This is a genomic window from Paenibacillus sp. DRB1-1 (assembly GCF_052119485.1).
GTDB lineage: Bacteria > Bacillota > Bacilli > Paenibacillales > Paenibacillaceae > Paenibacillus > Paenibacillus polymyxa_B.
In genome coordinates, this window is sequence record NZ_JBODQH010000001.1 from 3,425,255 (window position 1) to 3,448,445 (window position 23,191).

A 23,191-nucleotide genomic window follows, 5' to 3' on the forward strand; every position below is an offset into this window, starting at 1 on the left:
AACGATTAGCCTCTGAAAAATTAGGCATTTTCTATATAGAGCTCATATAAAGGATGGTGCAGAGAGATGAACCAAAAGGATGTAGCTACGCTACTTAACGATAAAATTCAAACCGTTCGCGGAGAGCAATCTTCGACGATTTTGGTAGGACCGATCAAGCTGCCAGTTAATATGGAAGGAGAAACGGTTGTTTTTCAGTGGTACTGCTGGTTGCCCGTACGGGATGAGGAAGATCGTCAGGACTTACTGAATGCCACCGCTGAGACGATTGTGAAGCGATTGTCCACACTGGATTTGGCAGAGGGACAACAGTCAAGCGTTTTGGTGTACGGTGATCTTCAACAGTCGGAAAATGCATTAGTTCGCATGCATAGTATTTGCCATACTGGAGATATTTTTGGTAGCAAGCGTTGTGATTGCGGATTTCAACTCCACCAATCCATGAAAATGATTGTGGAACATGGAACGGGTGCATTGTTCTATCTGGCTAACCATGAAGGCCGGGGAATCGGTTTGTTTAGTAAAGCAATGGCTTATATTCTGCAGGAAGAAGGTATGGATACTGTAGAAGCCAATCATCAATTGGGTTTTGAAGATGATACACGCAACTATGCGGATGCCATTAGTGTGCTTCGTCACCTGAGACAAAAACCAGTAACCCTGATCACAAATAATCCCAAAAAACTGGATGCCTTGAAGAAATCGGGTATGAATGTGGCGGGTCGCATGCCGCTCTGGGGCGATGTGTCGCAATATAATGAACGGTATTTGAATACAAAAGTGGAACGATCCGGCCATTTGCGGGATTCCGATCTCAGGGAGGTTCTATGACCACTCACGAAAAATATATGCGCCTGGCACTGGAAAATGCCAGAAGTGCTAAAGGGCAAACCGAACCGAATCCGCTCGTCGGATCAGTCATTGTCAACAAAGGTCGTATCGTTGGGATCGGCGCTCATTTGAAGCCCGGCGAGCCACATGCCGAGATTCATGCGTTGCGTATGGCGGGTGAACACGCTCAGGGAGCGACAATTTACGTAACGCTGGAGCCGTGTTCCCATCACGGTCGGACAGGCCCGTGCGCGGAAGCCATTGTGAAGGCAGGCATTCGTCGGGTGGTGGTTGCAGCGCTGGACCCGAACCCGCTGGTTTCCGGCAGAGGGGTACAGATTTTGAAAGATGCGGGCATTGAGGTCATTGTCGGAGTATGTGAGCAGGAATCCATCCGCATGAATGAAGTGTTCAATCAATATATCGTGAGCAAGCGTCCTTTTATTACGATCAAATCGGCAGTAACACTGGACGGTAAAATTGCAACCCGGACCTCGGAAAGCAAATGGATTACATCTGAGGCTGCACGGGAGGATGTGCATCGTCTTCGTAACGAGCATGTGGGAATCCTGGTCGGTGTACAGACGGTGATTCACGATAATCCTCAGCTTACGACTCGTCTACCGGAAGGACGGAATCCGATTCGCATCATTTTGGATAGCAAGCTTCGTATTCCATTGGATGCCCGTGTCATTACAGATGGGGAGGCGCCTACCTGGATATTCACAGGACGCGTTTATGATAAAGGCAAGCGTAGCCAGTTGGAACAGCTGGGTGTGAAGGTATATCCGACACAGGATGAAAACAGCGATCGGGTTAACCTGCCGCAAATGCTGGATATTCTGGGTGCGGCGGAGGTGTCATCGGTGTTCGTGGAAGGCGGAGCCGAGGTGAACGCTTCGTTCGTACAGCAAGGGCTGGCAGACAAGCTGGTGCTGTACATTGCACCAAAGCTGGTTGGAGGACGCGCAGCCCCAGGATTTCTCGGGGGAGAGGGCGTGTCTGCGATGAGCGATGCGGTGGCATTGCATGATTTGAGCGTGACACAGGTTGGTGTAGACTGGAAACTAGAAGGGTATTTTGAGCGGGAAAAATGAGTGAATTGAGGGTGGAGGAGGCTCCGCGAAGGGGTTGATCTTCCGATCGCTGTTGCAGTGGGATTCTTCGGATTGTATAAGACATTTAAAGGTAAGAATCCCACTGCAAAGGCGAACGCTTACGCTTCTCCAGATTCAACCCCTTCGCTCCGCTACTGCCCGCCGCAAAGTCACTCTTTTTCCGAAATGGTGTGGAGCATGGGAAGGGCAAAAGGACTTAAATACTCAAAAGCTCAAAAGCTCAAAAGCTCAAAAGCTTTATACTTAAAAGAACTCAGAATCTGAAGGGCTAAAAGGCCTGGAGGATTCTTTTTTTATATACTAAACGTTTATTGAGGTGAATGGTTAATGGGATGAATAACTCATAGAGTGAATGTCTAATGGGTTGAATTTGAGATAACATAAATACGCATGCTTAGGTTTTTCGTCCTGGTTTCTTATGTATTTTTAGAGACTTTCGCCTCGTTTAGTTAGAATATAGAAATAAAAGGATTGACCTGGAAATTGAGATCAAGCACAATGAAGTTGAATTCAACTTGGAAGAGAAGGGGAAAGCCTTGCAGTGAAAGGGATTATAGAATTCAAAGGAGGATGTAGGTTGTGAAAAAAACGATATTATGCTTGTTAAGTGCTAGTCTGATATTTTTAGCTGCACCGGTTTCTACTAAAGCCTTTTCGGGTGAGATCACACAAGGCGCTGGCTCATATTCAACCACACTACCTGCCGGAGCAGCAACACCGCAAAACGAGATTTACAAAACAGCGAATGTAACCAGCCCAATGCCTACCAATGACTGGTGGAGCAGCCTCGCCTGGGTACCGTACTCCGAGGCTCAATATCCGCATCCTCTTGCCTTGAAAAATCAGCAAAACGGTTTACGCATCTTTAACCCTAGTGGGAAAATTACGGTAAATCCGGGATATATCGCAGGCTGGATGGATGACGTGAACGATTTTTCCGTTGGCCATTCTGTAAGCGCTTCATTTCCTGATGCCAAGGTGGACGGTTTCAGCGACTGGTTTGTCAAATCATTATTTCAAAGCGGCAGCAATAAAATGAGTGCTACCTATGGACACGGCTCCCCCTATGTTTTTTTTGAGTTTGGCGGTGGCAATCCCAAGCTTTCATTTAGCGGGGTGCCAGAGGTTTGGTCTGGGTCAGCTAGTTCCCCTGTGCTTGGCATTACGGTTAATGGCTCACACTATGGTCTGTTTGGTCCTTCCGGCAGCACCTGGTCTGGCCTCGGAACGAGTACACTGATCAATCAATTGAACGGGAAAAACTATTTTACAGTGGCGGCTTTGCCTGACAAAACAACCGCGACATTGGAGAAATTTCAGCAGTACGCCTATTCTTTCGTTACAAACTCCAAAGCACAGTACAGCTATAACGAAGCCTCTTCCGAGGTGACGACCACCTTTACTGTTGCAACAACAGCGAAAGAAGGCACACAAAGCGGCACTATTTTTGCCTTATACCCACATCAGTGGAAAAATTCATCACAACCCCTGCTAGGCTATACGTACAATTCGGTACGCGGTCTGATGAAAACAGCAGAGGGGGCTTCTTTTCAAACGAAAATGAATTTTACAGGGGTACTGCCTTCCCTGCCCGACTTGGGGTCCTACGATAAAAATACGCTCAACAGTTATATAGACGAAGCGAAAGCGGAAGTCTACTCCGGCGATAGAGACACGTACTGGATTGGAAAACGTCTGGGCAAGCTAGCAGCGCTGGCGCCGATTGCCGACCAGGCTGGCAATACCGCAGCAGCGACCCAGTTCCGCAATGAGATCAAAAGCCGGCTGCAGGACTGGTTTAAGGCCAGTGACAGCTCGGGTAATCTGAAAAGCTCCAGTCTATTTGTGTATAACAACAATTGGGGGACGTTGATCGGTTATCCCGACAGCTTTGGCAGTGCGGTAGAATTAAATGACCATCACTTCCATTATGGATACTTTATCAAGGCCGCAGCCGAAATTGCACGTGTGGACAAGAGCTGGGCATCCAATTCCCAATGGGGGCACATGGTACAGCTGCTCATTCGTGACATCGCCAATACCGACAGGTCTGATTCGAAATTTCCATATTTGCGTAATTTTGATCCCTATGCCGGGCATACCTGGGCTTCCGGCCATGCCAAATTTGGCGATGGCAACAACAATGAATCCTCCTCGGAAGCGATGAATGCCTGGGCTGGTCTTATTTTATGGGGCGAGGCGACGGGAAATACTCAAACTCGTGATCTGGGCATTTATCTATATACAACTGAAATGAATGCGATTAACGAATACTGGTTTGATGTGCATGGCACAAACACCCCAGCAGGGATGCAAAGCGCGACGGCAAGCATGATCTGGGGCGGTAAAACGGTAGGGAATGCAACATGGTGGACCAATAATGCCGCAGAGGTGCATGGTATCAACTGGCTGCCAATTACCTCGGCCTCCTTGTATCTGACGCAATATTCGGAGTATGCGGCTAAAAATTATAACGATCTGCTGCGAAAAAGCGGTGGGAATTTCAGTCCATGGGAAGATATTGTGTATATGTACAGAGCGATCTCGGACCCGTCCGATGCCAAGGCCAAATTCAGTGCACGCGTAGCGGCCATGACACCGGAAGCGGGGAATTCCAAGGCGAATGCCTACCACTGGATCTACAATTTGGATGCTTTAGGCAACATCGACCGCAGCATCACCGCTAATTCACCTATTTATGCCGTATTTCATAAAAGTGGTGTAAAAACTTATGTGGCCTACAATTTTACAAACCAGGTCAAAACGGTAACCTTCTCAGATGGGCACAGTATTACCGTGCAGCCGAATAGCTTTAATACCGGAAATGGAAGCGGCGGTGGCAATCCGCAACCTGATACGGAGGCTCCATCCATCCCGGCGAATGTTCGAGCTACGACCAAAACGGCTTCGGCGGTCACTCTGGAGTGGGATGCAGCTACAGACAATGTTGGCGTTACGGGTTATATCGTTTATAAGGATGGGGCTCAGGCAGCAGAGATAAGCGGTACTTCCGCTTCAATTACAGGGCTGAATGCAGCTTCCACTTACAGCTTTACCGTTAAGGCTCGAGATGCAGCTGGTAACCTATCTGCAGCAAGCAATGCGGTAGGGGTAACGACAGAGCCGGCATCTGGTGGTAATGAGGGTGGCGGGGAAACGGAGGACTATAAAGTAGGAGCTCGCTTTGTCAGCGATCATGAAGCATTGCTTCAATTTACACCCAAAACAGCCTCGGCCTATGTTGACGTGCATTATACTTTAACTGGTGGACAACAGCTCAATTACCGAATGACAAACAACGGCGGTGTCTGGGAGCAGCGGGTTACAAACCTCAATATCGGGAAGGCTGTCAGCTATTGGTTTACCTATGAAAAGGCGGGATTGCAATACGAGACCCCTTCATTCAGCTATACACACCAGCAGACTGCTTCTACAACGACAGACGTTCCACAACTTCCACTACCGAGCGTTGATCCCGTTTTCGAAAAAACATCCTAGGTGGATCAGGCTTAAGATACGAACGCGACAGTTAACTATAGAAAGAAAGGCACAAGGGAAGCACATACGCTTCTCCTGTGTCTTTTTTTTGTTTTTTTATAGGGTCGTAATACTTTCGCCATGTTCGTGAGTTCCAGGTTGCGCAATAATGATAAAGGCTGATACAGGAAGATATTACCGAGGCGTGGATTTCCAAAGGTCCCGCAGTGCCTGCCCTGATGGGGTCAGGTATCCTGTAATTCTGATGTATCCACCAACATTAGGGTTCAATTCCCAATCGCCTTCCACGCGACTTCTGGTAGAGTATTCGAATGATCGAATAAAAACAATGAAAAGACCCGGATAAGAGCATCCCATGTCTGGTCTCAATGACAGGTACCGGGGCGATGGCTATGCGGCCAGCGGATACCGGAGAGAGCAAGCGCCGACAGGGTTCGAGGCTTCGGGGATACAGATTCACAGCCGATGTTGGGCTGATGAATCCCATCCCTAGAACACGGAAACAGGCGGTATCTTTCTTTTTCCTTAAGCTTGACCCCGCCGTCCACACCGAAGGGATGCTCTGCAAGGGTCACTAATCCTACTACAACAAATAAAAATAAAAAATCCTCATTTTAAAAATGTGTGTTTACTATAACATGCGAAGCCGCTACACGCGGAAATCTACATTTTTAAGTTGAGGATTTTAAATACTAGGAGTGATACGATGTTTAAGAAGATAACGATTAAATCTAATGAGCGCGGGCTGCTGTTCAAAAAAGGAAGCTACCACAAGTTGTTGCACCCAGGAACTTACCTATTGAAGACATTTCAGCAGGAAGCAGTTGAAATTTTGAATGTAGCCGAACCTTTTTTTGTACCTGATCATGACATTCGTTTGTTTTTAACAGATCCCCTATTGCTTGAGCAATTGAATGTCATTGATGTAGAGGACCATGAATATGTGTTGCATTATGAGGATAATCGATTTGTGGAGCTGCTAACGGCTGGAAAATATGCTTTTTGGAACATGCTCAAGGAGCATCGTTTTGTTCGTGCAGACACTCGGCAGCCTGCAATTGATAAGGCATTGGGCCAAGCATTCTTGTCCAAGACACCGGGCTTCTGGAAGGCACTTCAGGTGGGCAACTTTGAATTGGGATTTTTATATTACGATAATGTGTTGCAGGGTGAGCTGAAACCGGGCAAATATTATTTCTGGATGTCCACAGTGAATACAGAGATCAAAACGATAGATATGCGACAACAGCAGATGGACCTGATGGGACAGGAAATCATGACAGAGGACAAAATCACACTGCGCCTCAACTTCGTCTGTCAGTACCGTATCATCGACCCGTTGCGGGCGTTGGAATTCCGGGCATACGAGGAGCAAATGTACATTATGCTTCAACTGTTGTTGCGCGAATACGTTGGCACGATGAAGCTGGATGATTTGCTGAAAATGAAGCAGGAGATTGCGGAATATGTTTTGACTCGACTGAATGAGCAGAGTGGCGAATATGGAGTGATTTTTACGTCAGCTGGGGTGAAGGATATTATTTTGCCGGGGGATATCAAGGATATTCTGAATACCGTGCTGTTGGCAGAGAAGAAGGCACAGGCCAACCTCATCACACGACGTGAAGAGACGGCATCTACTCGCAGTCTGCTCAATACGGCTAAGCTGATGGACGAGAATGCCACCCTCTATCGTCTTAAAGAACTGGAATTCATGGAAAAAATTTGCGAGAAGATTGGCACGATTTCGCTGACTGGCGGAAATACGTTGCTGGAGCAGCTGAACACGCTGGTTCACATGAAAGAGGGGCAGGGACTCCAATAACTGAAAATACTCCCCAACGATGAGTGTAAGCATGCTCAAGGTTTGGGAGTATTTTGCGTTTTAGTTCGTCTTGGTGGATGCAAGAAAAGCGTCCATATCGATCACCGGAATGAGGGTACCCTGATGCTCCATCACGGTAGGGAACAACTCGCGCTGCCACTCTTCCTCATTGCTTTGTAGCTGACTGTCCTCGGCAGAAGCCGTGTCCTCCACCTGATCGACAAGCAGAGCAATCTTCGCACGGCTGAGCAAAATCATTTTGTCCTCGGAGGAATCGCTTGATGCAGGAAGAAGCAGCTTTTTGCGTAAATTAAGGATCGTAAATACATTGCCGCGAATAGTCACCATTCCTTCATGCCACGCCTCGGAAAAGGGAAGGGGTGTCCCTTTTTTGGCATTCATGACTTCTTCTACTTCCACAAAGTTTAACGCGAACTTTTTGTCCGCCAGACTGCACACAATAAATTCAGACATAGCAATTCTCCTTACATATTCAGATAAGCCATCACAGGTTGTGAATGAGCGGTAAAATGGGTTAACTATTGCGTTTTGACAGATGGAACGATAAAGTTGAGGATGCGGTAAAGTAGTTGTAGTTAATCACAGAATATCACAAACGAGCAGTTAAATCTTCCAAATTAACAATCATACGGCCAAGGCGTGGCTTCAAGTTTCCCTTCATATATAATGTTTGGGACTAAATCTGTGTCCGCTGGCACTACATTTTAAGATAAGCGGGTTGAGGTAGAATGGATCATGAAAAGCAGCGATTAAGTATCGAGGCAGCCAGATTATACTATCTAAACGACTACAGTCAACAAGATATCGCGGTCAGACTCGGGGTTTCGCGTCCTACGGTATCACGGTTACTTCAGGCTGCCAAGGAACAGGGATACGTGCGGATCAGTATTGTAGACCCGATGGAGGATATGGACGCGCTCGGAGAGCAGGTGAAGAAGAAGTACGGACTGGATACCGTGTTAGTCTGTTATTCGCCGTTAAATGAATATCAGGAGATCAAGAAGCATATTAGCAAAAAAGCAGCCGATTATTTGCATGAAACGGTACAGGATGCTGATATTATTGGTGTGACATGGGGAACAACAATGCATGCCGTGGCGCTTCATCTCCAACAAAAGCAGGTCAAGGGTGTTGAGGTGGTTCAGCTCAAAGGAGGCGTGAGCCATTCACATGTCAACACATATGCCGTGGAAACCGTGAATTTGTTCGCAGAAGCCTTTCATACTATAGCAAGGTATTTGCCGCTACCTGTGATTTTTGACAGTCACGCCGTTAAGAAAATGGTCGAGGAGGATCGGCATATTCAGCGTATTATTGAACTTGGCAAGCAGGCGAACATCGCGGTGTTTACGGTGGGTACGGTCAAGGAGGATGCGTTGCTGTTCCGATTGGGTTATTTTAACGGGGAAGAGCAGAAGCTACTGCAAAGAATTGGCAAGGGCGATATTTGCTCGCGCTTTTTTGACGCTGAGGGCAACATATGCAGTCAGGAAATCAATAGCCGTACCGTCGGGATTGATTTGCCTGATTTGCGAAAGAAGGAGAAGTCCATTCTCGTCGCTGGAGGCCAGCGTAAAGTGGAGGCCATTCGGGCATCGCTGCGTGGCAAGTATGCGAATATCTTGGTGACGGATCAGTTTACGGCACAAGCACTTTTACAATAGAAAGTCGTTTCAATCCAGCAAAATACACGGTTATGGCGTGTCCCTACAGGGTAATATGAATTGTAGGTGACACCTTGCGCATAAGCCTGAACATAATTTCAAAATGTGTTTTACATATGTTCAAAGGCGTGCTATGATGGTCTCATCACAGAGAAATAAAGGACTTTTGTCTTTACACTATTTATCTAATGAAGGAGCTTTTAGATATGAACATTGCAGCATTAATCGACCATACATTGTTGCGTGCAGATGCGACGAAGGATGAATTTACGAAATTGACTGCCGAGGCAAAAAAATATCAGTTTGCTTCTGTATGTGTGAACCCGGCGTGGGTAGCTTATGCAGCAGAACAGCTCGCAGACACAGGCGTAGCCATCTGTACAGTTATCGGCTTCCCGCTGGGAGCGAGCACGTCCGCAACGAAAGCATTTGAAACGAAAGATGCTATTGCTAACGGAGCGACTGAAATTGATATGGTTATTAACATAGGCGCTTTGAAGGAACGTAATGTACAGCTCGTCGAGCAGGACATCCGTGCGGTCGTGGAGGCAGCTGCCGGTACACTGGTAAAAGTGATTATCGAAACATGCCTGCTAACAGACGAAGAGAAGGTACTGGCATGTGAACTGTCCGTCAAAGCGGGAGCGAATTTTGTGAAAACCTCGACAGGCTTCTCAACAGGTGGAGCTACTGCGGAAGATGTGGCTTTGATGCGCAAAACGGTAGGACCTGAGATTGGTGTCAAGGCTTCAGGCGGTGTACGCAGTCTGGAAGACGTGCAAAAATTAGTAGAAGCTGGCGCAAGTCGGATCGGTGCAAGTTCCGGTGTGAAGATCATCGAGGGCGAGCAGTCAACATCTTCCTACTAAGTTTATTTTAAAGTCATGGAGGGATTCGCGATGAAGGATCAATTGATTCAGAAAGCGCTTGAGGCGCGTAAACAGGCATACGTTCCGTATTCGAATTTTCAGGTGGGTGCTGCGGTTCTCGGAAGCGATGGCACGATTTATCACGGATGTAATGTGGAAAATGCCTCCTACGGCTTATGCAATTGTGCAGAGCGGACAGCGATTTTCAAAATGGTATCCGAAGGCTGCCGTCAAATTGATTCGATTGCGATAGTAGCTGATACGGAAGGACCTGTGTCTCCATGTGGGGCCTGTCGTCAGGTTATTTCCGAATTTGCTCATCAAGATACCAAAATTTATCTGACAAACCTTCATGGCAACACGGAAGAGTGGACGGTGGATCAATTACTGCCGGGTGCTTTTCGACCTGCGGATCTGGGCAAATAAAAAAAAGAATGCCTCTTTGGAGCGCATTCTTTTTACGGGGAATGTAAGCGCTTAATGTAATGAGGGGGAAATTAAATGAAATATGTAATCGCTCTGGTGGGACTGCTCGTTGTATTTGCACTTACTTACGTTGCCAGCAGTGACAAGCGTAAAATCAGGTATCGTCCGCTGATAGTAATGGTTGTTCTGCAAGCAGCGCTTGCTTGTGTGCTATTAAATACACGTATTGGCGAACTTCTGGTCAAAGGCTTTGCAAAAGGTTTTAATAGTCTTTTGGCATATGCAACTGAAGGGATTAACTTTGTTTTTGGCGGAATTGCGAATGAAGGAGCAGCACCGTTCTTTATCGGTGTACTGCTGCCAATCGTGTTCATATCCGCGCTGATTGGTATTTTGCAATATGTAAAAGTGTTACCTTTTATTATTAAATATATCGGGCTTGTCTTGAGCAAAGTAAACGGAATGGGTAAACTGGAATCCTACAACGCTGTAGCTTCGGCTATCTTGGGTCAATCCGAGGTGTTTATTTCCGTTAAGAAGCAAATTGGTCTGCTGCCAAAACATCGGTTGTATACATTGTGTGCGTCTGCGATGTCTACGGTGTCCATGTCGATTGTGGGAGCTTACATGCAAATGTTAAACCCCAAATATGTGGTCACAGCTTTGGTATTGAACCTGTTCGGCGGCTTTATTATCGCTTCCATTATTAATCCGTACAAGATTGAGAAGGAAGACGATTTACTGGAGGTTCAGGAGGAAGAGAAGCAGTCCTTCTTCGAAATGCTCGGGGAATATATTATGGACGGTTTCAAGGTTGCTATTACGGTAGCTGCAATGCTGATCGGTTTTGTGGCGCTGATTGCCATGGTTAACGGGATTTTCTCCTGGTTGTTTGGAATCAGCTTTCAGGCGCTGCTTGGATATGTGTTTGCGCCTTTCGCTTTTGTCATGGGTATTCCGTGGAACGAAGCCGTTCAGGCGGGCAGCATTATGGCTACCAAACTCGTATCCAACGAATTCGTGGCCATGCTTGATCTGACCAAGCAAACAGGCTTGTCGGAGCGCACGGTCGGGATCGTATCGGTATTCCTCGTATCCTTTGCTAACTTCTCATCCATCGGTATCATTTCCGGGGCTGTAAAGGGTTTGCATGAAAAACAGGGGAATGTGGTGGCCCGCTTTGGTCTGAAGCTGTTGTACGGGGCAACGCTGGTTAGCGTGCTGTCGGCAACGATTGCAGGGTTGTTTTTATAAAAAAAAACAGCGAGTCAGGAAAGGATTTTTATAATGTCTAAATTCAAACGAATTCACTTGGTGGTTATGGACTCGGTTGGTATCGGCGAAGCGCCGGATGCTGCCCGGTTCGATGATTACGATGTAGATACACTCGGTCATATTGCCCGCGAACGCGGTGGTCTAAAGATGCCGAATATGGGTAAGCTCGGTCTATCCAATATTCGTTCCATAGAAGGGGTGGCTGCGGCCGACAAGCCGCTAGCGTATTACACTAAGATGCAGGAAGCGTCCAATGGCAAGGATACAATGACAGGTCATTGGGAAATCATGGGCTTGAATATTGCCGTTCCTTTCCGTGTATTTCCTGATGGGTTCCCGGATGAACTGATTCAGCGCATTGAGGAGCACACAGGTCGCAAAGTTATTGGCAATAAGCCTGCCAGCGGAACGGAAATCATGGATGAGCTGGGCGAAGAACACGTGAAAACTGGAGCGCTCATCATCTATACCTCGGCGGACTCTGTGCTGCAAATTGCGGCACATGAGGAAGTTGTACCTTTGAAAGAGCTCTATGAGATTTGCGAGTTCTGCCGTAAAATCACACTGGAAGATCCGTACATGCTAGGTCGCATTATTGCACGTCCATTCGTAGGCGAGGCAGGGAACTTCTCCCGTACCTCCAATCGACATGATTATGCGCTCAAGCCGTTTGGTCGCACCACCATGAACGAGCTGAAGGATGCAGGTCTGGATGTGATCGCCTTGGGTAAAATCTCCGACATTTATGACGGTGAGGGTGTGACGAAGGCGGTGCGTACGGTGTCCAATATGGACGGCATGGATAAGCTGGTGGTTACGCTTGATGAGGATTTCACCGGATTAAGCTTTCTAAATTTAGTGGACTTTGACGCTGTATACGGTCACCGTCGTGATCCGCAGGGATATGGTCAGGCTTTGGACGATTACGATGCGCGTCTGCCAGAGGTTTTTGCCAAAATGACCGATGACGATCTGCTAATCATCACTGCGGACCATGGGAATGACCCGACGTATCGGGGAACGGATCATACCCGCGAATATGTACCTTTGCTGGCATATTCCCCGCGTTTTACAGCTGGGGGCAAGGAGCTTGCGGTTCGTAAAACCTTTGCTGATATTGGAGCGACCGTAGCGGATAACTTTGGTGTGAAACTGCCTGAACACGGAACGAGCTTTTTGGCGGAGCTTCAGTAATCAAGAACCAGCAAGATAACAAGTAAGATTACTAATAACGATATAAATAACGATACAAGCATGGACAAATGGGACGGAGGAATAAAAAAACATGAGTGTACACATTGGAGCCAAACCCGGAGAAATTGCAGAAACGATTTTGCTGCCAGGAGACCCGCTACGGGCAAAATTTATTGCTGAAACGTATCTGGAGGACGTGACCTGCTACAACGAGGTACGCGGAATGCTCGGATTCACGGGTACGTACCAAGGCAAACGCCTGTCTGTACAGGGAACTGGGATGGGGCTGCCTTCTATCAGTATTTATGTCAACGAACTGATTAGCGAATATGGTGTGAAAAACCTGTTCCGCGTGGGTACATGCGGCGGAATGAAGGAGCATGTGCACGTTCGTGACGTCATTTTGGCACAAGCATCCTGTACGGATTCTGGCATGAACCGCCATATCTTTGGCGGCTACGATTACTCGCCGATTGCCAGCTTCGATCTATTGAAGGGCGCTTATGATCGCGGTGTTGCCAAAGGCTTGAACATGCATGTCGGCAATGTATTCAGCTCAGATAGCTTCTACCGTGATGACAAATCAGTGGTACAAAAGCTGATGGAATACGGTGTGCTGGGTGTAGAGATGGAAACTTCGGCTTTATACACGTTGGCAGCCAAGTTTGGCGTAAACGCACTGACGATTCTGACGGTAAGCGATCATTTGCTGACGGGGGAAGAAACGACCGCAGAAGAACGGCAAACAACTTTTAAAGAAATGATGGAAGTTGCACTGGATACAGCAGTATCTCTGTAAACGATCATACGCACAGTGAGGAGAAATGACATATGAGAATGGTAGACTTGATTGAGAAAAAACGTGACGGAAAAGAACTGAGTACAGAGGAAATTAATTTTATTATCCAAGGCTACACTCAGGGTGAAATTCCTGATTATCAAGTCAGTGCATTGGCGATGTCCATTTTCTTCAAAGATATGACTGAACGCGAACGCGCTGATCTGACGATGGCGATGGTTCATTCGGGTGATACCATTGATCTGTCCGCGATTGAAGGTGTAAAGGTCGATAAGCATTCCACTGGCGGTGTGGGTGATACGACAACGCTGGTACTGGCTCCGCTCGTAGCGGCCTTGGACATTCCGGTAGCCAAAATGTCAGGCCGCGGCCTCGGACATACCGGAGGAACGATCGACAAGCTGGAAGCTATTGCAGGCTTCCACGTCGAAATCAGCAAGGATGAATTCGTGGATTTGGTGAATCGCAGCAAAATTGCGGTCATCGGACAAAGCGGCAACCTGACACCTGCGGACAAAAAGCTGTATGCCTTGCGTGACGTTACAGCGACGGTAAACTCGATTCCACTGATTGCCAGCTCGATTATGAGTAAGAAAATCGCTGCCGGCTCCGATGCCATCGTGCTCGATGTAAAAACAGGTGCAGGCGCATTTATGAAAACCGTAGATGATGCCAAAGCACTGGCACATGCCATGGTGAGCATCGGTAACAATGTGGGTCGCAAAACGATGGCAGTCATTTCCGATATGAGTCAACCGCTGGGTCTGGCCATCGGTAACTCGCTGGAAGTGAAAGAAGCGATTGATACGCTGCGTGGCGAAGGACCAAAAGATCTGGAAGAGCTGTGTATGGCTTTGGGCAGTCAGATGGTGTTTTTGGCAGGGAAGGCAGATTCCCTCGAAAACGCCGAAGAGAAGCTCAAAGAAGTCATTCGCAATGGCAAAGCACTTGAGAAATTCAAAGAGTTTATTGCGAATCAGGGCGGAGACGCTTCTGTAGTGGATCATCCTGAACGCTTGCCGCAAGCGCAATATCTTATTGAGGTGCCTGCGAAGCAGGACGGTGTGGTAGCTGAAATCGTGGCTGACGAAATCGGTACCGCAGCGATGTTGCTTGGAGCAGGACGTGCGACCAAAGAATCCGAGATTGATCTGGCTGTCGGCTTGATGCTGAACAAAAAGGTCGGGGATGCTGTTCAAAAAGGCGATTCACTGGTTACTATTCATGCGAACCGTGAAGATGTAGCCCAAGTGCTGGAGAAAATCTACGCGAACATCCGTATTGCGGATCACGCGGAAGCGCCAGTGCTAATCTACGGAACAGTGACAGAGTAAGCGATAAGTCCTATTTATAAAGTCGTATTAGTAGCATGGTTATGAAGCCGGAGCCCTCAGTTTAGGGGGCTTCCGGCTTTTTTGTTGTCCTCGTTCTCAGACAACTGAACGGCAGAATTTAAAAATGTGGTTGTCAATTTCTAGTGAGGGCATTATACTGAGCTCATAAACTGACGACCGTTCGTAAGGTATTGGAGGAAAAACATGACACTACAAAAAATTAAAACAGCTAGCTTGCAGCAATTTGCGAAAAAGGGATACGATGCGGCCTCTCTGCAACTGATTGCTGATGAGGTAGGGATTAAAAAGCAGTCTATTTATGCTCATTTTAAAAGCAAAGATGAATTGTTTTTAGACATATTTGCGGATGCGGTGGATCAGGAGATTTTGGAACTGGATCGTTATTTTCAAGATCAATCCGAACAATCACTTGAAGTTGTTCTGCGCGGACTAATCGTTGAATTTAAGGAACGCTATGAATGTGCAATGAATTTGCGTCTGATTCTATATGTCGGCTTTCTGATTCCATCTGCACTGGAAAGCCAGGTTCAGGCTTTGGTCACACGCTACGTAAAGCATAAAACCAGCTTGGTACACGGGCGACTGGCAACTGAAACATCGGTTAAACTTCGTGTTCCAGCTCAATCTGCCGCGACAGCCTATATGAATTTGATTGAAGGCATGCTGGTAGAACTGGTGTACAACGGCACCGACGGTTTTGATCCGCGTCTGGAAAGCTCTTGGGATATTTACTGGCATGGCTTGATTCAGGCCTGAACAACTGAGCACTTGAAGTAAACATGATCGTATTGGGGGGAAGGGAACTGTGTCTGTGAAAGAAAACTTTTGGTCCAGAAACTTTATTTTTTTGATGATATCCAACGCTTTATTGTTCATGGCATTCGAAATGCTTATGCCTACGCTGCCGCTGTTTGTGGAAAGTCTTGGCGGCAGCCCATCCCAGATTGGATTGGTGACAGGCGTGTTTATGTGTTCTGCTATATTGATTCGTCCATTTTCAGGTACGCTGATCCAGCTCTTGGACAAGAAGTATGTTCTGATTATCGGAGTTGTGATTTGTATGCTGGCAACGGGAAGCTACATGCTTTCCAGTAGTTTGGTACTGCTGTTAGTATTTCGGCTGGTACATGGCTTTGGATTCGGCATTGCGAGCACGTTGTATGCTACCTCAGCCTCAGATGATTTGCCGCCTCATCGTATGGGGGAAGGAATGGGCTACTTTGGCGTAGGTGAAACCGTAGCGATTTCAGTGGGGCCACTGATTGGTATATGGATGCTTCACGCATCAGGTTTTAACGGACTGTTTTCCACGGGAGCTATAATTCTACTGTTGTCGCTCGTGATGAGCGTATTGGTTCGTCGCCGTACTGCGAAACCTATGTCGGCGGATACAGTGCAGGGCGAAAAGAAGGTTCCTTTTAAATTATTTGAAAAAAGAGTGCTGCTGCAATCCTGTCTTGCGCTGTTGGTTGGCGTGGTGGCAGGTGGAGTGATGTCTTTCGTGGCTTTATTTGCTAAGGAGCAGGGCTTTACCAATGCGGCATGGTTCTTCTTTACTGTGGCTATGGCAAGCTTCCTCGTCCGACTGGTGTCAGGTAGAATTTTCGATACCAAAGGCCCAGCTTATATCCTGATTCCTGCAGGGATTGTACTTATCGCCGCCATCGTTATGGTGGCCTCATCGCGGACCGAACTACAATTTTTGATTGCTGCTGTGCTGTATGGTTTGAGCTTTGGAGCTATTTTCCCAGCTTTGCAGGCTTGGGCAATCAGTGTGGTCGGAGAAGATGAGCGAGAGGACGCTGTAGGCTCCTTTTATAATTTCTTCGATTTGGGCATTGGAGGAGGCTCTTTGGTTCTGGGGATGGTTGCTGGATTAACCTCTTATAAAACAATGTATTTGTTCTCGACTTTGCTGATTGCGGCTTATCTAATTATATTTGTGACGTATATTGTATTGGATAAGAAAAAGTCCCATAACACGTTGAACGTATAAGCTATTGTTATGGAATACAAAATGTATGATGGAGCGCTTGCGTTTGGGTGTCTTTGATCAAGTTTGAAAAATATGACATCTGGACTCATAATAGATATGAGTTCGGCTTTTTTATTGTAAGAGCGAAGGGCAGCACAGAGGGGGAGAGACATGTTCAGATTATACAGCGATGTCCGGAGAGCAGCCTATGAAGGACTGATTGAATATGCTATGGAACGGGCAGACACGTTTATGCTAGGCCTACATAAATGGGCGACAGAGGATGAGAATGGAGTGATCGACCAGGATATCCTGTTCAAGGAATTACTACAGCAATTGAAACCTTTTTTACTGTCCACACACTCATATGAGGAAATTAGGGGCATGCATTCCATTGCCTACACACATGAACATTTTGTGCAATCACGGTGACGACTGAAGGATAGATAAGAAGAGGAGGAAATCAAATGGTGGAGAAATGGGTTTGGATGGGGGTTGCAGGGGCAATTGTGGGTTATGTCACTTTTGCTAGTCTTCCGACGAACACGTATACTACATCATCGGCGATTGTAACGCACCAGGCAGCTCCGCTGAGCAAGCAGAATGAGCAAGGAGGCGCAGCGAAGCGTATCGTACATGACCAAAGAATGCAATTTGGAGGACAAGGACAAACGAGCTTTAGATTTGAAGAGGGGCGCAAGTTATACATCAGTATCAAGAATACAGGTAAGCAACCCGTACAATACAAGCTCAATAGTGCGAATGGATTAGACTTGCAAGGTACAACGAGCGGGTTTTCCAGCCGAACGTTGCAGCCGGGAGAACGCCACGATCTGGTGTTTGTAAAGCCAGAGGGACAGATTGAAGCTGCAAATGACTCCTTAAAAGAGATGATTTTGGAAGTAAGTACGGATGACGGATCGCAAGGAAACGTTAAAACTTTTGCATATATTACACTGTAAGCTCCTTCCAGAAAGGGCACGACATGCGGTCATTAGTCTACTTATGTTACAATAGAACGGTTGAAGACTTAATGAACAGAATAGGTCAGAGCAGAAAGCAGAAAGGATGACCCGTTGTGCCCAAAAACCATGAATTCGGTAATCAAAAGATGTCACGGAGGCTGTCACTCACAGCCATTTTACTTACACTTACCTTTGTAGCACTTACTGGCTGTGGTCAGGATAAGAATGCTGAAACCATTGATACTGGAAGCAGTACAAGCGTGATCGAGAACGGAGCCGGTGGTAATCGTAGCAGTTCAGCCCAAAGTGACAAAGCAGCGAAAGAGAGCGAGAGTGCAGAAAACAGCGGTACTGATGCACAAAAATCAACTCCTTCGGCTCCAGCTGCTTCATCGGATACATCTTCTTCTCCGGCAGCCTCCAATCCATCGCAAAATCCATTTGAGGTAGCAGGTATTCAAGATCCTAAAGCGTTTTTGAACACGTTCAAAGCGCTGCAGAAGGCAGTTGCCGACAATGACAAGGAAAAAGTGGCCAATTATATTTTGTACCCTCTGCGTGTTAATGATAGTGAAAAGTCGCTAACGATTCCGAATAAGAAAGATTTTATTGCCAAGTATGATCAGATTTTTACGGACGCAATTCGCGAGGCGCTGGTGAATCAAAAGACAGATGATTTGTTTGTTAATTATCAGGGAGTTATGGTGGGATCGGGTGAACTGTGGTTGAGAAGAGCTACGGACAATCCGAAACTTTTTGGAGTCTTTTCGATTAATCTTGAAACGGTTGCCAACTAAGTCGTACTTCGTGTGTAAATGACCTCTAAACGGTCGGAAACATATATAATGTTTCTGACTGCCCCCCCTTAAAGAAAGAAAAGTCCAGATGATACATACCAAAAAAAGGTTTGACATCACTCCTAAACTCTCGTATTATATCCATATAACTCATTAAACAGGTAGGAATTAAAGAATTAAAGTATGATCTCGCCATTTTGGCGGAGAACCTCTAGGAACAGCAGGCAGACACTGTCCACGTGACAGGTTTGACCTATCAGGGCTGCATCAGGGAATTCTCCGCTCTTTTTTTGATTATGTCTGTCAATAACAGGCGTAAATGAATACAAATTACATAGAATTCGGGGTGTCTTGATGAAGAGGCAATGGAAAAGTGGACTTATTCTCGGACTATCTTTGGTTTTAACGATTATGCTAAGCGCTTGCGGGGCAAGCAAGGGAGGGACGCAGGCGGATGGTAGCTCTGCTGCCAGTTCCAAGGACGTGGAGTTACTCAATGTTTCTTATGATCCGACCCGTGAGCTGTATGAGGCATATAATAAAGCATTTGCCGCCCATTGGGAGAAGGAGAAAGGGCAGAAGGTTACGATCAAGCAATCTCACGGAGGATCTGGCAAGCAAAGTCGTTCTGTGCAGGACGGACTGGATGCGGACGTGGTAACTCTGGCCCTGGGCTATGATATTGATGCGCTACAGGAAAAAGGACTCGTTAAAGAGGGGTGGCAAAGTAAATATGAGCATAACAGCGCCCCGTATACTTCAACCATCGTGTTACTGGTACGCAAAGGGAACCCGAAAGGGATTAAGGACTGGGATGATTTAATCCGTGGCGATGTGCAAGTTATTACACCGAATCCTAAAACTTCGGGTGGAGCACGTTGGAACTATCTTGCAGCCTGGGCCTATGCGCTCAAGAAGAACAATAACGATGAAGCCAAGGCCCAGCAGTTTGTACAGGAGCTGTATAAGCATGTGCCGGTACTGGATAGCGGAGCACGTGGAGCGACAACGACTTTCGTAGAGCGTGGAATTGGCGATGTACTGATTGCATGGGAAAATGAAGCACTGCTCTCTGTAAAGGAGCTGGGTGCGGACAAATTTGATATCGTGTATCCGTCGATCAGTATTTTGGCGGAACCTCCAGTAGCAGTAGTCGATAAGGTGGTAGATAAAAAAGGTACACGCGAGGTGGCGGACGCATACCTGAAATATTTGTACAGTGAAGAAGGGCAGACCATTGCTGCCGAAAATTATTATCGCCCCACACTGGAGAGTGTGACGGCAAAGTTCAAGGATCAATTTCCTAAATTGGAGCTCGTGACCTTGAAGGATGTATTCGGGACATGGAAGGAGACGCAGCAGAAGCATTTCAGCGACAAAGGCATTTTTGACCAGATTTATGTACCCGGCAGTTCATAAAATAGGTGGACTGTGTAGGGATTGGATCGATAGCCGCGAGTGTCATAGTGAATGGATTCAGAGAGGGATGGACAGAACATGAGTCAAGTGCAAGCCACTCGAAAACGTGTACTTCCCGGGTTCGGGTTAACAATGGGTTATAGTGTGCTGTATCTCAGTCTGGTGGTGCTGGTGCCTTTATCGGCACTGCTTCTGAATTCAACTGGACTGACGTGGGAGAAATTTTGGGACGTGGCGACTGATGTCAGGGTGCTGGCTTCCTACAAGGTAAGCTTTTTGTGTGCCGCGGCTGCGGCGCTGATCGACCTGTTTCTCGGTTTATTGATAGCCTGGGTGCTGGTGCGTTATGAGTTTCCGGGGAAACGAATTTTTGATGCGGTGATTGATCTGCCCTTTGCTTTGCCTACTGCGGTAGCAGGGGTTGCTTTGACTGCTCTGTATGCGCAGAATGGCTGGATCGGTTCGTTGTTCGAACCGCTTGGATGGAGGATGGCGTACTCACAGACGGGGATTACGCTAGCATTGATGTTTATTGGCATTCCGTTCGTCGTACGGACAGTGCAGCCGGTGCTGGAGGAGCTAGACAAGGACGAGGAGGAGGTCGCTGCTACGCTGGGAGCTGGCAGATGGCGTATCTTCTGCAGCGTTATTGTGCCGGAGCTGGTGCCACCGCTGCTGACGGGTTTTGCGCTCGCCTTTGCCCGTGGCATTGGCGAGTATGGTTCTGTCGTCTTCATCTCTGGCAATATGCCGATGAAGACGGAAATTGCTCCACTGCTCATAATGTCCAAGCTGGAGCAAAATGACTATGCAGGAGCTACGGCGGTAGCGTTGATGCTGTTGGTGATTTCATTCGTGCTGTTACTCGTGATTAACAGCATTCAGCGCTGGTCACGGCGGCGTACTGCCTAAACTCAACTGTCTAATGTAACTATCTAACATTAACATGCAGGGCTGCGCATGATACCCACGTTCTAAGGAGGGATACACCATGTCACAAGCGATAACTGGGCAGGAGCTTGCTTCTGCACCAGTGCCTTCATCTGCACCGCCCAACAGGGTCACGACCGAGGCCGCTTGGGTGAAGTGGACGCTGATTGGTGCTGCTTTTTTAGCTTTGCTCTGGGTGCTGGTATTGCCGCTAATCGTCGTGCTTACCGAAGCGCTCAAGCAAGGATGGGGCGTATACGTCGAAGCGTTACGGGACCCAGATGCCATGTCTGCATTGCGGTTGACGCTGCTGGTGGCAGCGATAACGGTACCGCTGAATACGGTATTTGGTGTAGCTGCCGCTTGGCTGATCACGAAATTTCAATTTCGCGGCAAAGGCTTGCTAGTCACCTTGATTGATTTACCCTTTGCCATCTCTCCTGTCGTCGGAGGGCTGATGTATGTATTAGTGTTCGGCGCACAGGGCTGGCTTGGACCGTGGTTGGACGAGCATGATATTAAAATTATATTTGCTTTGCCTGGTATTATTTTAGCGACGCTGTTCATCACCTTTCCATTTGTGGCGCGAGAACTCATTCCAATGATGGAAGATCAGGGACAGCAGGAGGAAGAAGCGGCGGTCATGCTGGGCGCGCACGGCTGGCGCATTTTCTGGAAAGTGACGCTGCCGAACATCAAGTGGGGTCTGCTGTATGGCATCATTTTGTGTAATGCGCGAGCCATGGGTGAGTTCGGTGCAGTGTCCGTCGTCTCCGGACATATCCGGGGAGAGACGAATACACTGCCGCTGCATGTAGAAATTTTGTATAACGAATATCAGTTCTCGGCATCTTTTGCGGTGGCCTCGTTGTTATTGTTACTAGCTCTGGCTACTTTGGTGCTTAAAAGCTGGTTTGGACGCAAACGCGTGCATTAATTTATGATTTTGTATATGATCCCTCAGGGCCTCTCTTTGCGTCTATCGTCTGTTAACGGCGAGAAGATGGGAAGAGAGGCCCTTGTTCTAAGGTGGCTTATATGGATAATAAAATGATCATATCAAGGCACGTTGGTGTGCCCAGGAGGAGCGAAGGGAAAAATGAAACATCCGTTTCAGTCCTACCGTCAGCTGTTTCCAGTGCTATCCTCACATATCCATGTAGGGAGCTGTTCCCAGGGGGCCGTATCGAGGCCGGTTTCCGCTGCCATTGAGGAATATCATCGAAGTTTGCTGCAACACGGTCGTAACGGAGATCTGTCTATGGCACGTTTGGAGGAGGCCAGAGGGCATTTTGCCAAGCTCATTGGGGCGGAGCCTGACGAAATTGCGGTCCTGTCCTCAGCCTCTGAGGCGATTGCTGGGGTGGCTACAGCCCTTCCTTATGTACCAGGTAAAGAAGGCATTGTGTATGCGGATACCGACTTTCCGACGGTGGGACACATCTGGCACGCACAGGAGATGTTTCGTGATCACATCTGCTGTATCCCCTCCATCGAGGGAGAAGTGATGATAGAGCAGTATGAGGAGCATGTTACGGAGAAAACTGCGCTCGTTATGGTGTCACAAGTGAACTATACGAACGGATTTCAGCAGGATTTAAAATCCATTGCAGATATAGCTCATCGAAATCAGGCGTTGCTGTTTGTGGATGCTTATCAGTCTGCAGGGATCGTTCCAGTGGATGTTAAGGCAATGGGCGTAGATATTTTGGTCGCGGGAGCACGCAAATATATGCTGGGAATTCCGGGCGTGGCTTTTCTTTATGTAAGCAAGGACCGAATAGACCGCTTCAAGCCCCGTCTTACGGGCTGGCTTGGGCAGGAGCACGCTTCCCGGTTTGATATTGCTCACCCGGTTCCGGCGGCGGGAGCCCGACGCTTTGAGACGGGATTGCCTTCTTTTATTAGCATTTTTGCCGCCAATGCGGCTTTAAAGCTGCTGCTGGAGATTGGAGTCACGAATATTCAGGCCTATATGAGTGAGTTGTTGGATTTTTCCGTTGAATATGGACGGCGCAAAGGGTTACACATACGTGTACCTTACAGGGGAGGCACATTACCAAGCTTGCTCGCTGTTGAAGTAGCCGACGTGTCAGCTGTGGAGAGGAATTTGAGAAGCCAAAATATGATCGTTTCAGCACGAAAGGATGTTATCCGTGTGGCTCCGCATTTTTACAATACGGCTGAGGAAGTCCGACGGGTAATAGATGAATTGGCAGTGAGATGTTGA

General features: G+C 47.5%; 21 protein-coding genes. 20 read left to right on the forward strand and 1 reads right to left on the reverse strand.

Annotated features, from left to right (window positions below):
• Positions 1–66 precede the first annotated feature (66 nt).
• The 4 genes from ACQW03_RS15095 (at position 67) to ACQW03_RS15110 (ending at position 7,272) form a co-directional block, all read left to right on the forward strand.
• Positions 67–831, forward strand: a complete 765-nt coding sequence (locus tag ACQW03_RS15095; RefSeq protein ID WP_025722502.1) for a GTP cyclohydrolase II — start codon at positions 67–69, stop codon at positions 829–831.
• Entirely contained in the window at positions 828–1,928 is a 1,101-nt protein-coding gene (ribD, locus tag ACQW03_RS15100) for a bifunctional diaminohydroxyphosphoribosylaminopyrimidine deaminase/5-amino-6-(5-phosphoribosylamino)uracil reductase RibD (protein WP_441950390.1), read from the forward strand. Before ACQW03_RS15095 ends, ribD begins: the two co-directional genes overlap by 4 nt.
• Positions 1,929–2,528: 600 nt before the next feature.
• On the forward strand, positions 2,529–5,447 hold the full coding sequence (locus ACQW03_RS15105) for a glycosyl hydrolase (RefSeq protein WP_441950392.1): 2,919 nt from the start codon (positions 2,529–2,531) through the stop codon (positions 5,445–5,447).
• A gap of 706 nt (positions 5,448–6,153) precedes the next feature.
• Positions 6,154–7,272, forward strand: coding sequence for a slipin family protein (locus ACQW03_RS15110; protein WP_441950394.1), 1,119 nt, complete (start codon positions 6,154–6,156; stop codon positions 7,270–7,272).
• Between the two features lie 60 nt (positions 7,273–7,332).
• Here ACQW03_RS15110 and ACQW03_RS15115 read toward each other — a convergent pair whose 3' ends face one another.
• A complete protein-coding gene (locus ACQW03_RS15115) occupies positions 7,333–7,746 on the reverse strand; it encodes a chemotaxis protein CheW (RefSeq protein ID WP_029519325.1) in 414 nt (137 codons plus the stop codon).
• Positions 7,747–8,021: 275 nt separating this feature from the next.
• Between ACQW03_RS15115 and ACQW03_RS15120 the strand changes: the two genes are divergently transcribed.
• The 16 genes from ACQW03_RS15120 to ACQW03_RS15195 all read left to right on the forward strand — a co-directional run bounded on the left by ACQW03_RS15120 (position 8,022) and on the right by ACQW03_RS15195 (position 23,191).
• Complete coding sequence (locus ACQW03_RS15120) at positions 8,022–8,957, forward strand: sugar-binding transcriptional regulator (protein ID WP_023990386.1); 936 nt, start codon at positions 8,022–8,024, stop codon at positions 8,955–8,957.
• A gap of 206 nt (positions 8,958–9,163) precedes the next feature.
• Complete coding sequence (deoC, locus tag ACQW03_RS15125; RefSeq protein ID WP_441950397.1) at positions 9,164–9,826, forward strand: deoxyribose-phosphate aldolase; 663 nt, start codon at positions 9,164–9,166, stop codon at positions 9,824–9,826.
• A gap of 30 nt (positions 9,827–9,856) precedes the next feature.
• The gene (locus ACQW03_RS15130; protein ID WP_023990384.1) at positions 9,857–10,252 is read left to right on the forward strand and encodes a cytidine deaminase; all 396 of its coding nucleotides are present in this window, start codon (positions 9,857–9,859) and stop codon (positions 10,250–10,252) included.
• 75 nt (positions 10,253–10,327) lie between these two features.
• Positions 10,328–11,506, forward strand: coding sequence for a NupC/NupG family nucleoside CNT transporter (locus ACQW03_RS15135; RefSeq protein ID WP_071643087.1), 1,179 nt, complete (start codon positions 10,328–10,330; stop codon positions 11,504–11,506).
• Between the two features lie 33 nt (positions 11,507–11,539).
• Positions 11,540–12,721: a phosphopentomutase gene (deoB, locus tag ACQW03_RS15140; protein ID WP_441950400.1), complete on the forward strand. Its 1,182-nt coding sequence runs from the start codon at positions 11,540–11,542 to the stop codon at positions 12,719–12,721.
• A gap of 91 nt (positions 12,722–12,812) precedes the next feature.
• A complete protein-coding gene (deoD, locus tag ACQW03_RS15145) occupies positions 12,813–13,520 on the forward strand; it encodes a purine-nucleoside phosphorylase (protein ID WP_013312036.1) in 708 nt (235 codons plus the stop codon).
• 32 nt (positions 13,521–13,552) lie between these two features.
• Positions 13,553–14,854 carry a pyrimidine-nucleoside phosphorylase gene (locus ACQW03_RS15150; RefSeq protein ID WP_076294327.1) on the forward strand — a complete coding sequence of 434 codons (1,302 nt, stop codon included), beginning with the start codon at positions 13,553–13,555 and terminating at the stop codon, positions 14,852–14,854.
• A gap of 204 nt (positions 14,855–15,058) precedes the next feature.
• On the forward strand, positions 15,059–15,631 hold the full coding sequence (locus ACQW03_RS15155; protein ID WP_441950403.1) for a TetR/AcrR family transcriptional regulator: 573 nt from the start codon (positions 15,059–15,061) through the stop codon (positions 15,629–15,631).
• Between the two features lie 49 nt (positions 15,632–15,680).
• Positions 15,681–16,871 carry an MFS transporter gene (locus ACQW03_RS15160; RefSeq protein WP_071643081.1) on the forward strand — a complete coding sequence of 397 codons (1,191 nt, stop codon included), beginning with the start codon at positions 15,681–15,683 and terminating at the stop codon, positions 16,869–16,871.
• 150 nt (positions 16,872–17,021) lie between these two features.
• On the forward strand, positions 17,022–17,282 hold the full coding sequence (locus ACQW03_RS15165) for a hypothetical protein (RefSeq protein WP_076294324.1): 261 nt from the start codon (positions 17,022–17,024) through the stop codon (positions 17,280–17,282).
• Positions 17,283–17,317: 35 nt separating this feature from the next.
• Entirely contained in the window at positions 17,318–17,812 is a 495-nt protein-coding gene (locus ACQW03_RS15170; RefSeq protein WP_441950406.1) for a hypothetical protein, read from the forward strand.
• Positions 17,813–17,928: 116 nt separating this feature from the next.
• The gene (locus ACQW03_RS15175) at positions 17,929–18,612 is read left to right on the forward strand and encodes a hypothetical protein (RefSeq protein ID WP_076294322.1); all 684 of its coding nucleotides are present in this window, start codon (positions 17,929–17,931) and stop codon (positions 18,610–18,612) included.
• 354 nt (positions 18,613–18,966) lie between these two features.
• The gene (locus tag ACQW03_RS15180; RefSeq protein ID WP_441950408.1) at positions 18,967–20,031 is read left to right on the forward strand and encodes a sulfate ABC transporter substrate-binding protein; all 1,065 of its coding nucleotides are present in this window, start codon (positions 18,967–18,969) and stop codon (positions 20,029–20,031) included.
• 78 nt (positions 20,032–20,109) lie between these two features.
• Positions 20,110–20,943, forward strand: coding sequence for a sulfate ABC transporter permease subunit CysT (gene cysT, locus ACQW03_RS15185; RefSeq protein WP_071643075.1), 834 nt, complete (start codon positions 20,110–20,112; stop codon positions 20,941–20,943).
• Positions 20,944–21,022: 79 nt separating this feature from the next.
• Positions 21,023–21,898 (forward strand): sulfate ABC transporter permease subunit CysW, encoded by an 876-nt coding sequence (cysW, locus tag ACQW03_RS15190; RefSeq protein ID WP_071643073.1) that lies wholly within the window; start codon positions 21,023–21,025, stop codon positions 21,896–21,898.
• 162 nt (positions 21,899–22,060) lie between these two features.
• A complete protein-coding gene (locus ACQW03_RS15195) occupies positions 22,061–23,191 on the forward strand; it encodes an aminotransferase class V-fold PLP-dependent enzyme (RefSeq protein ID WP_441950411.1) in 1,131 nt (376 codons plus the stop codon).

Bases quoted from the DNA above. Each gene is read 5' to 3' on its own strand.
- ACQW03_RS15095 (WP_025722502.1), top strand. From the start codon at position 67: ATGAACCAAAAGGATGTAGCTACGCTACTTAACGATAAAATTCAAACC.
- cysT (WP_071643075.1), top strand. From the start codon at position 20,110: ATGAGTCAAGTGCAAGCCACTCGAAAACGTGTACTTCCCGGGTTCGGG.
- ACQW03_RS15110 (WP_441950394.1), top strand. From the start codon at position 6,154: ATGTTTAAGAAGATAACGATTAAATCTAATGAGCGCGGGCTGCTGTTC.
- ACQW03_RS15170 (WP_441950406.1), top strand. From the start codon at position 17,318: ATGGTGGAGAAATGGGTTTGGATGGGGGTTGCAGGGGCAATTGTGGGT.
- deoD (WP_013312036.1), top strand. From the start codon at position 12,813: ATGAGTGTACACATTGGAGCCAAACCCGGAGAAATTGCAGAAACGATT.
- ACQW03_RS15120 (WP_023990386.1), top strand. From the start codon at position 8,022: ATGGATCATGAAAAGCAGCGATTAAGTATCGAGGCAGCCAGATTATAC.
- ACQW03_RS15115 (WP_029519325.1), bottom strand. From the start codon at position 7,746: ATGTCTGAATTTATTGTGTGCAGTCTGGCGGACAAAAAGTTCGCGTTA.
- ACQW03_RS15195 (WP_441950411.1), top strand. From the start codon at position 22,061: ATGAAACATCCGTTTCAGTCCTACCGTCAGCTGTTTCCAGTGCTATCC.
- deoC (WP_441950397.1), top strand. From the start codon at position 9,164: ATGAACATTGCAGCATTAATCGACCATACATTGTTGCGTGCAGATGCG.
- cysW (WP_071643073.1), top strand. From the start codon at position 21,023: ATGTCACAAGCGATAACTGGGCAGGAGCTTGCTTCTGCACCAGTGCCT.
- ACQW03_RS15180 (WP_441950408.1), top strand. From the start codon at position 18,967: ATGAAGAGGCAATGGAAAAGTGGACTTATTCTCGGACTATCTTTGGTT.
- ribD (WP_441950390.1), top strand. From the start codon at position 828: ATGACCACTCACGAAAAATATATGCGCCTGGCACTGGAAAATGCCAGA.
- ACQW03_RS15135 (WP_071643087.1), top strand. From the start codon at position 10,328: ATGAAATATGTAATCGCTCTGGTGGGACTGCTCGTTGTATTTGCACTT.
- ACQW03_RS15130 (WP_023990384.1), top strand. From the start codon at position 9,857: ATGAAGGATCAATTGATTCAGAAAGCGCTTGAGGCGCGTAAACAGGCA.
- ACQW03_RS15165 (WP_076294324.1), top strand. From the start codon at position 17,022: ATGTTCAGATTATACAGCGATGTCCGGAGAGCAGCCTATGAAGGACTG.
- deoB (WP_441950400.1), top strand. From the start codon at position 11,540: ATGTCTAAATTCAAACGAATTCACTTGGTGGTTATGGACTCGGTTGGT.
- ACQW03_RS15150 (WP_076294327.1), top strand. From the start codon at position 13,553: ATGAGAATGGTAGACTTGATTGAGAAAAAACGTGACGGAAAAGAACTG.
- ACQW03_RS15155 (WP_441950403.1), top strand. From the start codon at position 15,059: ATGACACTACAAAAAATTAAAACAGCTAGCTTGCAGCAATTTGCGAAA.